The organism is Streptomyces sp. yr375 (assembly GCF_900110755.1).
Taxonomy (GTDB): domain Bacteria; phylum Actinomycetota; class Actinomycetes; order Streptomycetales; family Streptomycetaceae; genus Streptomyces.
The window spans coordinates 71,835-83,198 of record NZ_FOFF01000009.1; the positions used below are offsets into that span (position 1 = coordinate 71,835).

An 11,364-nucleotide genomic window follows, 5' to 3' on the forward strand; every position below is an offset into this window, starting at 1 on the left:
GAGTGCGGCGGGCGGGCGGCCTGGCCAGACGGTCGGCGGCTTGGGGTGCACGGCGTTGTGCGCGGTGTCGGGCGTGGCGTCGTGCGCGGTTACCGGAGCAGGCGCAGCCGCTCGCGCCACGGGCAGGGGCGGAGCCGGGGCCGGTGGCTCCCGAGGACGGCCGGCGAGGGCAGGAACGCCCCGTCCTTCAGCCCCCGGAAGATCAGATCCGCGGCCTGGCCGGGCGTCCGTGACCCGGCCCGTACGTCGTCGACGGCGTCCAGCGAACGCGCCACCAGTTCCCGCAGCCCCGCCGGGGCGTGGAACCACATCCAGCCCAGCTCGTACCGCTCGACCGGCGACCAGTCGCCGTCCGGCGCGGCCTCGGCGGCGAGGCGGGCCCGGCGCAGCGACAGATGCGCGAGCTGCTGCCACACCAGCCACACCCGGCAGAAGGCGCTCCACAGCCGGACGTCCTGGCACGCGGTGCGCGCCGCGCACAGCAGCCGGTCACCGTGCCGGGACAGCTCCTCCTGGAGGCGGGCGACCCGTACGAACGGTTCGGCGGACCAGTCGCCGGCGCGGACGGCGTGGATCAGGGCGGCGGCCAGCGCGTGGACGATCTCCGCGTGCGTGGTGATCTCGCGGGCCAGGAACGGGTCGTTGCGGCTCGCCGACGGCTCCATCGCGAACCATCGCGGCCCCCGGGTGCGGGCGGCGGTGCGCTGCCAGCGCGGGGCGTCGGTCCACGGCACGACCGCCGTGGCGCCGCCGAACTGCCGTGCCAGGTCGGGGAATCGGCCGATGACGGCGTGGAACGCCTGGTCCGGATCGGCCGGGAGGCCGTCGAAGCGGTCCGGGTCGACGCTGAGGGTGACGCAGGTCTGCGGATGGCGGCTCTCGGCGTGGTTGCCGAAGCCGACGAGCTGCACCCAGCCGCCGTCGAAGAGGTGGTTGACGGTGCCCTGCGACCACGGCCCGAACCGCCGGTGGCGCCCGCGCGGGGCGAGGTCCTCGAACGGGACGACGTCCCGCATCCGGGTGGCCAGCACCCGTGACCGGTGCCGCAGCCGCGCCGTCGGATCGTCACCGCCGTTGCGCGCCACCAGCGGCGAGCCGGGGCCGACCGCGTCCACCACGAAGCGCGCCCGGTGCAGCCGCCCGTCCGCGGCGCGCACCCACGCGTGGTCCTCGTCGCTCCCGGCGTCCTCGAGCAGGGCGACGGACACCGCCGCGCCGTGCACGGCGGCGAGGTCGAGGGCGTAGCGGTCGGCGTTCGGGAGGAAGGGATGCCACGCGGCGTGTTCGTCGGGGACCGCGAACCGCACGCACTCCCGGGGGCGCTGCCGTCGGCCCGGACGGTGGTAGAGGTAGCCGGGGCCGCGGTTCACGCCGCTGGTGCCGCGCAGCCGTGCGGGCAGTTCGGGGAACCGGCCGAAGGCGGCGATCTCGGGCACCTCGAAGCGGCGGGCCAGCAGCCGGAACACCTCGGCGGTGTACGGCACCGTCGTCTCGCCCGCGGGCGCGTGGAGATCACCCGGCGGGTTCACCAGCAGAACCCGGACGCCCTGCCTGGCCAGCACCGCCGCCAGCAGGCCGGCCGAGAGCCGGCCGCCGAGCACCGCGACGTCGAACGCCGGGTCGGCTCGGGCCTCGGGATTTCTCATGCCGCGAGCCTGGCCAGCCCTGCTGGAATCCGCCTCGAGCCCCGGCTGAACCGGCGAACCCGCCGAACCGGCTGCGGTCGGCCTCAAGTGGATATCCGCCGAAGTGCGACCCGGCAGTGCTGTGATCCGGTTTGGGCCCCCGTGTTCCCGGTCGGGAGGAGGTGTCCGCGATGCTCGAAAAACCGCCGCGGTACGAGGCGTTCGAGGCCGCAGAGGTCACCTCGCGGGAATCCATCATGTTGATCTGAGTCGCATCGGAGGATTTTTTATGTTTTCCCTGACCGAGGCGGTACTGGCCGGCGCGGACGCGGCGGAACTGCAACGGGAGAAAGTGCCGCACGAATACCTTGCCGCCCACCTCCGCAAGGAAGACGTGGGTATGTTCGCGGGGGTCGAGGACAAGGACGTCCGGAAATCGGTCCACGTCGGTACGGTGCCCATGCCGGAACTGGCCCCGGACGAGGTGCTGGTGGCCGTGATGGCCAGTTCCGTGAATTACAACAGCGTCTGGTCGGCGATGTTCGAGCCGATTCCGACCTTCAATTTCCTGGAACGCTTCGGCAGGGAGGGCGGCTATTCCGCCCGGCACGACCAGCCCTATCACGTCATCGGTTCCGACGCCGCCGGCGTCATCGTCCGGGTGGGCTCCGGCACCCGCCGCTGGCAGGTGGGCGACCACGTCGTGGTCAGCCCCCTGCAGGTCGACGACCAGGAGCCGATGACCCACGCCGACGGCGTGCTCGGCGCCGGGCAGCGGGCCTGGGGCTTCGAGACCAACTTCGGCGGCCTGGCGCACTACGCGGTGGTCAGGGCGAGCCAGCTCCTGCCCAAGCCGGGCCATCTGACGTGGGAGGAGGCGGCCGTCAACCTGCTGACCGCGGGCACCGCCTACCGGATGCTGATCAGCGACCGGGCGGCCCGGATCAAGCTCGGCGACGTCGTCCTGATCTGGGGCGCGGCCGGCGGCCTCGGCGCCTACGCCGTCCAACTGGTCAAGAACGCGGGCGGTATCCCGGTCGGCGTGGTCGGCTCGGAGGAGAAGGCGCGACTGGTCCGCGACCTCGGCTGCGACGTGGTGATCAACCGCGCGGAGATCGGTCTGGACGGCGACACCACGCCCGACGACCCGATCGCCCTGGGCAAGCGGCTGGGCCGGATCATCCGCCGGGAGACCGGCGAGGACCCGCACGTCGTCTTCGACTTCGTCGGCCGGGCGACGTTCGGTATCTCGGTCTTCGTGGTCCGGCGCGGCGGCACCGTCGTCACCTGCGGATCGAGCACCGGCTATCGGCACGAGTACGACAACCGCTATCTGTGGATGAATCTCAAGCGCATTGTCGGCAGCCATGCCGCGAACCTCCAGGAGATGGCGGAGTGCAACCGTCTCCTCACCCTCGGGAAACTCATGCCGGCACTGTCCGACGTCCATCCCCTCGAGGAAGCCGGTACGGCGATACGCCAGGTCCAGCAGAACCGGCACGTCGGAAAGGTCGGAGTGCTCTGCCTGGCCCCGAAAGAGGGACTGGGCGTAACCGATCCGGAACTGCGGGTGAGGATCGGCGAGAAGCGGCTCAACCCGTTGCGGAATCGCGCCCAGGCCACCCCGACTTCCACCCCGACTTCCGCCCCCACCGGGAGTACGGCCTGACCCGGAATCGAAACGGTCCCGTAATCCCGTCCCAAGGAGACACTGCCCCATGGTTCCCCACGCCATAGGAATCCTGAGTACGAGTTCGTATTTCCCGAAGCAGGAGGTGAGCAACGCCGAGGTGGCCGAACGCGTCGGCGTGGAAACCGAATGGATCGAGCGCAGGACGCAGATCAGGAGCCGGCGGTTCGCGGCCCCCGACGAGGCCACGTCCGACCTGGCCGCCCACGCGGCGGCCGACGCCCTGGAACGCGCCGGCGTGCGGCCCGAGGACGTCGACTACCTCATCGTCTCCACCTCGACGGGCGACTCGCCGCAACCCCCCACCGCCTGCCTCGTCCAGCACATCGTGGGCGCCACCCGGGCCGCCTGCTTCGACATCAACGTGGTGTGCAGCGGCTTCGTCTACGCCCTCGCGCTCGCCCGCGCCCTGGTCGCCCAGCGGCCGGAGAGCCTGGCCCTCGTGGTCGCCGCCGACCTGTACTCCCGGTCCCTGGACTTCTCCGACCGCCGCACGGCGGTGCTGCTCGGCGACGGCGCCGGGGCCGCGCTCGTCGGCCGCACCCAGGACGGCTCCGGGTTCGTCGACTTCGAACTCGCCAGCCGCGGTGACGCCCAGCGGCTCATCCGGGTCGACGCGGGCGGCAGCCGGCTCCCGGCGGACGCCGGGACCGTCGCCCGCGGCGACCACTTCTTCCGCATGGACGGGCGCGGGGTGCGCGACTTCGTCATGGCGAACTTCCCGCCCTTCGCGCAGCGCCTGGCCGACCGGACGGGCCTGCCGCTCGGCGAGGTCCGGCACTTCGTCCCGCACCAGCCCAACGGCGTCCTGCTCTCCCAGCTCGTCGAGGTCAGCGGCCTGGCACACGCCCACACCCACCGCACCCTGGAGCGCTACGGCAACACCGGCAGCGCCTCGGTCGCCGTCACCCTGGACGACGCCTCCCGCGCGGGCCACCTGCGCCCCGGCGACCTGGTCATGCTGGGCAGCTTCGGCGGCGGCATGTCCATGGCGGCCGCCTACCTGCGCTGGGGGGTCGCCGCGTGACACCGACGACGTCACACCACGAGGAAGCGCCCGGCCGGGTGGAACGGGTCGGCATCGTCGGCTGCGGACTGATGGGCTCGGGCATCGCCGAACTGGCGGCGCTGGCCGGGTACGACGTCCGGGTCGCGGTCTCCTCGCCGCGCTCGCTCGTGACCGGCCGCGACCGCGTCTTCACCTCCCTCGACCGGGCGGTGCGCGCGGAGCGGATCGGCGCGGACGAGCGGGACGCCGCGCTGTCCCGGATCTCCTTCACCACCGACCTGATCGACCTGGCGGACCGTCACCTGGCGATCGAGACCATCGCCGAGGACAAGACCGCCAAGGTCGAACTGTTCGCCCTGCTCGACAAGACGCTGGAGGACCCGGCGGCGATCCTGGCCTCCAACACCTCCTCGCTGTCCATCACGGCCATGGCGAGCGCCACCGGCCGCCCCGGCCAGGTCCTGGGCATGCACTTCTTCAGCCCGGCGCAGCGCATCCCGCTCGTAGAACTCATCCCGTCCCTGCACACGGACGACGCGGTGCTGGCCCGGGCCGAGGAGTTCGTGACCGTCGGCCTCGGCAAGCAGGCCGTCCGGTCGGTGGACCGCACCGGTTTCGTGGTGAACGCGCTGCTGGTGCCGTATCTGCTGGCGTCGGTCCGGATGGTCGAGTCGGGCGTCGCGACCGCCGAGAACATCGACCGCGGCATGGTGCTGGGCTGCTCGCACCCCCTGGGCCCGCTCAAGCTCGCCGACCTGATCGGCCTGGACGTCCTGCACTCGGTGGCCCGCGCCCTCTACGACGAGTTCAAGGAGCCCCTCTACGCCCCGCCGCCGCTGCTGACCCGCATGGTCGAAGGCGGGGTCCTGGGCAAGAAGAGCGGACGAGGGTTCTACCGTTACGCATGACCCGGACGACCCGGACGACCCGGTCGACCGGGACCCACTGGAACAGAACCGACGCGGCACGGGGCGTCCCGTGCCGCCGGAAGGGAGACACACCATGACGCGGGTCTCCGTCCCCGAGACCTGGCTGACCCTGTACTGCCTGCCGCACGCCGGCGGCAGCGCACAGCCGTACGCCCGTCTGGAGAGCGCGGTGCCGGCGGGAGTGCGGGTGGTCCCGCTCGAACTGCCCGGCCACGGACGGCGGTTGCGCGAGCGCCCGCTGCGGGACCTGGGGCAGGTGGTGACCGAAGTGATCCGCCTGATGGGCGAGTTCGAGGGAGAGGTCGAGGGCGAGGGGCGGGGGCGGCCCTTCGCCCTGTTCGGGCACAGTTTCGGCGCGCTCGTCGGGTACGAGACCACGCGGCGGCTGCGGGAGTCGGGCACACCGCCCGAACTGCTGCTCGTCTCCGCGCGCAACAGCCCCGTGTGGCCGCTGTCCCACGAGCCGCTGCACGCGCTCGAGGATCCGTTGTTCACCGCCGGGGTGAGCCGGATGGGCGGCATCCCGCAGGTCCTGCTCGCGCAGCCGAAGGTGCTGAGGGTGTTCCTGCCGTCGCTCCGCGCCGACCTGGAGATGGTCGAGACCTACGCGCACCGGCACCGCGAGCCGCTGGACGTGCCGATCGCCGCCTTCGTGGGGCTCGAGGACCGGCTGACCGACCCGGCGGGCATGGCCGCCTGGGCCGAGCAGACCGTACGGCCCTTCGACCTGACGCCGGTGCGCGGCGGGCACTTCTTCCTCGACGAGCCGGAGTTCCGCACGGCCCTGGCGGCCCGGCTCGGCCAACTCGCGCCACCCGCATGGGATGCCGGGGCCCGGGCCACGGCCTGCGGGCGGTGAGTCCGACGCCCGGCAGATCGCCCATGGGGGTGGCGACCTGCCGGGCGGGCGCGGCACAGCGCGGTGGGGGACCGGCCGTCAGGCGGCGGTCGGCCGGGCCGTGCTGCGGCTGTGGGACACGGCGAGGCGGCGGTGGTCGGTGATCTCCTCGCCGGAGAGCACCGCCTGGTGCAGCCGCGTCAGCCGTTCCGAGGGCTCCAGGCCCAGTTCCTTGACCAGGGCCGAGCGCAACCGCTGGTAGACCTCCAGGGCCCGCCAGGTGCCGCCGGACCGGTACAGAGCCGTCATGAGCTGCGCGCAGAACGTCTCGTGCATGGGGTGCCGGGCGGCCAACACGGAGAGTTCCGGGACCAGTTCGCCATGGCAGCCCAGTCTGAGGTCGGCGTCGATCCGCTGCTCCAGGACGGCCATCCGCCGCTCCTCCAGGCGGATGACGTCCAGCTCCAGCACCCGGCCCACCTTCACATCCACCAGGGCGGGCCCGAACCAGAGCCCGAGGGCCTGGCCGAGGACGGTGGAGGCCGTGCGGTCGTCACCCGCCTCGAGGGCTCTGCCGCCCGACGCGGCCAGCTTCTCGAACTCCTGTGCGTCCACCCAGCCGGGCTGGGTCCGCAGGAGATACCCGCCGTGCCGGGTCACCAGGACGTCCTTCGCGTCCACGCCGTCGCCCTCCAGGGCGGCGGAGAGCTTGCGGCGCAACTGCAGAATGTAGGTCTGCAGGGTGGTGGCGGCGCTGCGGGGCAGTTCCTCGCCCCAGATCTCCTCCATCAGGGTCGGTACGGTGACGACGTGATCGGCCTGTAGCGCCAGGAGGGCCAGGACCTGGCGGGGTTTGGTGGCACTGGGGACGAACGACGACTGTCGATAGGCGGCTGTGAACGGCCCGAGAACGGTGATGTCCATCATCCGAGTCCTCTGCTGTCTTGCGGAACGTCCTTGAAGACTTGCAGGGTCGTGCCGTGCGGCCCAGTGCCCCAGTCACGAGTCTGGACGTGAATATGTCACGTCAAGACTCAAGTGGCCGGGGGCGGCTCGGTGGTCAACCAGCCGCAGGAGTCAACCTGTTGGGCATCTCGGCCAGGGAAGCCTGAAGCCTGACATTTAAGTTTCAAGATCTTGCATGGAGGCTTCAAAGGAAGCCATCATGGCTCCATGAGCATCCCCCCACTCATCCCCCCCATTAGTTCCGCGCCGGAATTTTCTCCGCACGGCACATCGCGGAATCGGGAGCGGTTATTCCTCGCCCGGGCGGTGGACGGCGGGACCCGTGGGGCTCGAAACTTGTGTAATGGGCGGAATGTCGCGGTGTCGCGGTGTTTTTGTTTTGCCCTAATTATTTCATTCCCACGTGAAAATCAAACGGCAACCGTGTGGCGTGAATGCGACATTCGGTGGGGTCGGGCGACGGTAATCCTGACGTTCGGTCAGTCACGACGGCGGGGAACTCCAGCCGTGCGCGGCACGTTCAAGGTTGGGCAACTGCCGCACCGCGAACGGCCGGTGCGTGTGAGGAGACGAGAACGTGGGTGCCCGGGGCAGTGGAAGGCGCGTAAACGCCTTGCGTAGGACGTCCCCCGGAGCGCTGGAGGAGCGGTGCCGGGACGGACTGGGTGGACTGGACGGACGGGACCGGCTGGGCCGGTTGCTGGACCACGGCATCCCCACGTACTGGCTGACCCGGATCCTCACCGTCGTCCCGCTCGCGTTGATCGTCTCGCAGTGCGTCCTCGGCGCGCTGGCCCGGCAGACCCGACCCGCACCCGTCATCGGCCTCCTCGTGGTCTTCGCGCTCGCGTTCGCCACTCAACTGGCCGTCGTGAGGGTGCGGGCGCGGTTCCGTACGAGCGGCCGGCTCCTGGCGATCCTCTGCGCGCAGGCCGTGCTGACCTATCTGCCCGTCCTCTGCTACGGCACCTCCTGGGTCCGTATGACGGGGCCGCTGGCCGCGTCGGTCCTCCTGGTCGGCCTGCCCGGCGCCTGGCTCGTCTGCTCGCTGATCGTCGCCAGCGCGCTGGGCATCGTATGGGGGCAGGAATCGTTCCTCACGGCCGTCTCGTACGCCGTGGACACGGTGCTGGCGGGCTGGATGATCTGGGGGTTCAGTAGAATCGCCGGCCGCCTCGTCGAGGTGCACGCCGAGCGGGGCGAGCTGGCCAGGGCGGCGGTCGCGCGGGAGCGGCTGCGCTTCTCGCGCGACCTGCACGACCTGTTGGGGGGCAGCCTCTCCGCCGTCATCCTGAAGGGGGAACTGGCCCATCGACTGGTTCCGGCGGGGGAGAGCCGCGCCCGTCAGGAGATCGCGGCGATGCTGGAGATCTCGCGCCAGGCCCTCACCGACCTGCGCGCGGTGGCCAAGGGCTACCGGTACCCCATGTCGCTCGCGGCCGAGCAGGACGCGGTGCGGTCGGTCCTGACCACGGCCGGCGTGGGCGTGACCATGATGACCGACCACGACCGGCTGGACCCGGCGCTCGACGCCGTCCTGGCGATCGTGCTGCGGGAGGGAACGACCAACATCCTCAAGCACAGCAGGGCCAGGCACTGCCACGTCACGCTCACCGTGGCCGCCGGGGCCGTGCGGCTCGTCATGGTGAACGACGGTGTCGTCCCGTCCGCCGCCGGCCTTGCCGACGGCCACGGGCTGGCCAATCTCGACGCCCGTCTGGCGGAGTTCGGCGGCCGGACGGAGGCGGGCGTCCTGGACGACGGCCGCTTCCGGCTCGTCGCGGAGGTGCCACCGCGGCCTCCGAACGGCCCGGCGGCCGCCGCCGAGGCCACGGGAGTCAGGGAAATCGCGCCGGCGCGGGGCCGGAACGCACGGAACGAAAGTAAAGGACCATGCACACCAGAATCCTGCTCGCCGAGGATGTCCATATGGTCCGCGGGGCACTGATCGCCCTGCTGGAGCTGGAAGCGGATCTGACCGTGGTGGCCTCGGTGAGCCGGGGGGACGACATCGTGCCGACCGCTCTCCAGACCCTGCCCGACGTCGCGGTGCTCGACATCGACATGCCCGGCACGGACGGGCTCACCGCGGCGGCCGAACTCCACCGCAAGGTCCCGAGCTGCCGCACCCTGATCCTCACCTCGTTCGGCGCCCCCAACCTGCTGCGGCGGGCGCTGGCCGCGCAGGTGCCGGGGTACCTGCTCAAGGGCGCGCCGCCGAGCCAGCTCGCCAAGTCGGTGCGGGCGGTCGCCGCCGGGCAGCGCGCCATCGACCCCGAGCTGCTGCTGGACGCGTGGAACTGTCAGGAGAACCTTCTCTCCGCGCGCGAGACGGAGGTTCTGCGGCAGGCTGCCCGGGGGGCCGACGTCTGCGAGATCGCGAACAACCTGTGCCTGTCCAAAGGGACCGTGCGGAACTATCTGACCTCCGTCGTCACCAAGCTCGGTGCGCGTAATCGGCTCGATGCGGTGCGGATCGCTTACGACCAGGGGTGGTTGACCTGAGTCGGCTGCGAAGCAGAGCATGCCCTGCGGGGCTTGAGGTGGGGTGGAGCGGGGCTACAGCGTTGCCCTGTTCTGGGGGCTGTGCCCCCAGGCCCCCCTATCGGCCCTTAAGGGGCCTCGTCCTCAAACTCCCCCAGAGGGGGTACCCCCAGACGGGCTGGATTCCCGGCCGGTGCTGAAAACAGGCTGTGCAGGGTGTTTGATACCTCTCTTGCTGCTGGGGAGTCGGGTTCGATCAGGGTGTAGTGGCCTGTGTTGGGGAGGGTGAGGGTTTCCAGGTCGGTGTGGGTGGCCGCGTAGTCCTTGAACTGGGTCAGGGGGACCTCCTCGTCGGCCGCGCCGTGCAGCAGTACGGTGCGGACGCCCGTGGTGCCTGCGCTCTTCAGGAGGGTCAGGGGGTCGGTGTGCGGCAGGCGCTGTGCGAACTGGTCGGGGCCGCCCAGGAGTTGGAGGGCCGCGTCGTTGCTGAGGCCGTCGCGGCGGGTGGCCTCCAGGTCGGTCAGGGGGGCCAGGGCCAGTACGGCGGGTGGCAGGGTCGTCGTGTGCCAGGGCGAGTCGGCCGGCAGGAGGGCGCGGGCCGCGCACCACAGGGCGAGGTGGCCGCCGGAGCAGTGGCCGGCCAGGACGTACGGCCGGCCCTGCGGCAGCGTGTCCACGATCCGGGCGACGTCGTCGAACGTCTCCGGATAGCCGCCCGCGCCCCCGGACCTGCGGAAGCCCGGCAGCAGCACGGAGAAGCCCTGAGTCGCCAGCCAGGCGGCGAACGGCGTCAGGTGCATCCGGTCGTAGCGCCAGTACCCGCCGTGCAGCAACAGCACCAGCGGCGCCTGCGGGTCCTCGGCGGGCCAGGCGTCGTAGGTCTGGTGGGGATGGTCGCCGTACTTCCCGTGCACCGGCGCGAGGACCGGGCGCAGGCTCAGGACGCGCCGCTCCTCCTCGGCTGCGAAGGCCGAGATCTCCCTCATGAAGTCCTGCCTTTCTCGAAGTGGGTCCGCACGGGTCAGATACCCAGCAGCAGGCCGCCGCTCGCGTCCACGCACTGGCCCGTCACCCAGCGTGCGTCGTCGCTCGCCAGGAACGCCACCACGTCCGCGATGTCCTCCGGGTTGCCCAGCCGGTTGAACACCGACGCCGACTCGTAGCGCGCCCGCACCTCGGGCTGCTTCAGGGTCGGGTTGATGCCCGTCTCCGTGACACCCGGGGACACCGCGTTCACGGTGATCCCGCGCGGGCCGAGTTCCTTCGCCAGCGTGCGGGTGAGCACGTCGATCGCGCCCTTCGACATCGAGTAGGCGACGATCCAGGAGAACGCGACGCGGGTCGCCAGCGAGGAGATGTTGACGATCCGGCCGCCGTCCCGCATGCGGCCGAGCGCCCGCTGGATGAGGAAGAAGGGAGCCTTGGTGTTGACCGCGAACACCTCGTCGTACTGGGCCTCCGTCACCTTCGAGATCTCCACGGGGAGGGTGATGCCCGCGTTGTTGACCAGAATGTCCAGCCCGGGCGCCGCGCCGAGCCCGGCCAGCCCCTCGTCGAACGCCGCCCACAGCGTGTCGGCGTCGCCCGGCACACCGAGTTCCGCGTGGACGGGGAACGCCTGCCCGCCCGCCGCGACGATCTCCTCGACCGTCTCCTTGGCCGACACCGCGTCATGGCCGTAGTGCACCCCGACCAGCGCGCCCTCGGCCGCCAGCCGCATCGAGACGGCCTTGCCGATGCCCCGGCTGCCGCCCGTCACCAGCGCCGTCCGGCCCGAAAGCTTTCCCACGGTGTTCTCCTCAGTCGTTGTCATCAGGGTTCAC

At 71.3% G+C, this 11,364-nt stretch carries 10 protein-coding genes; 6 read left to right on the forward strand and 4 right to left on the reverse strand.

The genetic code is table 11. The features are described from left to right. Positions 1-89 precede the first annotated feature (89 nt). Positions 90-1,646, reverse strand: coding sequence for an NAD(P)/FAD-dependent oxidoreductase (locus tag BMZ82_RS12405; protein ID WP_093774822.1), 1,557 nt, complete (start codon positions 1,644-1,646; stop codon positions 90-92). 268 nt (positions 1,647-1,914) lie between these two features. Between BMZ82_RS12405 and ccrA the strand changes: the two genes are divergently transcribed. The 4 genes from ccrA to BMZ82_RS12425 all read left to right on the forward strand — a co-directional run bounded on the left by ccrA (position 1,915) and on the right by BMZ82_RS12425 (position 6,112). Continuing rightward, positions 1,915-3,294: a crotonyl-CoA carboxylase/reductase gene (ccrA, locus tag BMZ82_RS12410; RefSeq protein WP_093774824.1), complete on the forward strand. Its 1,380-nt coding sequence runs from the start codon at positions 1,915-1,917 to the stop codon at positions 3,292-3,294. A gap of 49 nt (positions 3,295-3,343) precedes the next feature. Continuing rightward, entirely contained in the window at positions 3,344-4,342 is a 999-nt protein-coding gene (locus tag BMZ82_RS12415; RefSeq protein ID WP_093774826.1) for a 3-oxoacyl-ACP synthase III family protein, read from the forward strand. Then, complete coding sequence (locus BMZ82_RS12420) at positions 4,339-5,232, forward strand: 3-hydroxybutyryl-CoA dehydrogenase (protein WP_256251874.1); 894 nt, start codon at positions 4,339-4,341, stop codon at positions 5,230-5,232. The genes BMZ82_RS12415 and BMZ82_RS12420 overlap by 4 nt, the downstream gene beginning before the upstream one ends. Before the next feature lie 94 nt (positions 5,233-5,326). Next, a complete protein-coding gene (locus BMZ82_RS12425) occupies positions 5,327-6,112 on the forward strand; it encodes a thioesterase II family protein (RefSeq protein ID WP_093774828.1) in 786 nt (261 codons plus the stop codon). Positions 6,113-6,190: 78 nt separating this feature from the next. Here the strand turns inward: BMZ82_RS12425 and BMZ82_RS12430 are convergent, their stop codons facing one another. After that, positions 6,191-7,015, reverse strand: coding sequence for an AfsR/SARP family transcriptional regulator (locus BMZ82_RS12430; RefSeq protein WP_093774830.1), 825 nt, complete (start codon positions 7,013-7,015; stop codon positions 6,191-6,193). 655 nt (positions 7,016-7,670) lie between these two features. On the opposite strand from BMZ82_RS12430, the gene BMZ82_RS12435 reads away from it, so the two are divergent. Further along, positions 7,671-9,005: a sensor histidine kinase gene (locus tag BMZ82_RS12435; protein WP_143098849.1), complete on the forward strand. Its 1,335-nt coding sequence runs from the start codon at positions 7,671-7,673 to the stop codon at positions 9,003-9,005. Next, complete coding sequence (locus BMZ82_RS12440; protein WP_093774834.1) at positions 8,951-9,562, forward strand: response regulator transcription factor; 612 nt, start codon at positions 8,951-8,953, stop codon at positions 9,560-9,562. The genes BMZ82_RS12435 and BMZ82_RS12440 overlap by 55 nt, the downstream gene beginning before the upstream one ends. Positions 9,563-9,669: 107 nt before the next feature. On the opposite strand, the gene BMZ82_RS12445 is transcribed toward BMZ82_RS12440, so the two are convergent. Next, a complete protein-coding gene (locus tag BMZ82_RS12445; RefSeq protein ID WP_093774836.1) occupies positions 9,670-10,527 on the reverse strand; it encodes an alpha/beta hydrolase family protein in 858 nt (285 codons plus the stop codon). 35 nt (positions 10,528-10,562) lie between these two features. Next, positions 10,563-11,354, reverse strand: a complete 792-nt coding sequence (locus BMZ82_RS12450; RefSeq protein WP_093774838.1) for an SDR family oxidoreductase — start codon at positions 11,352-11,354, stop codon at positions 10,563-10,565. Between the last annotated feature and the right edge of the window lie 10 nt (positions 11,355-11,364).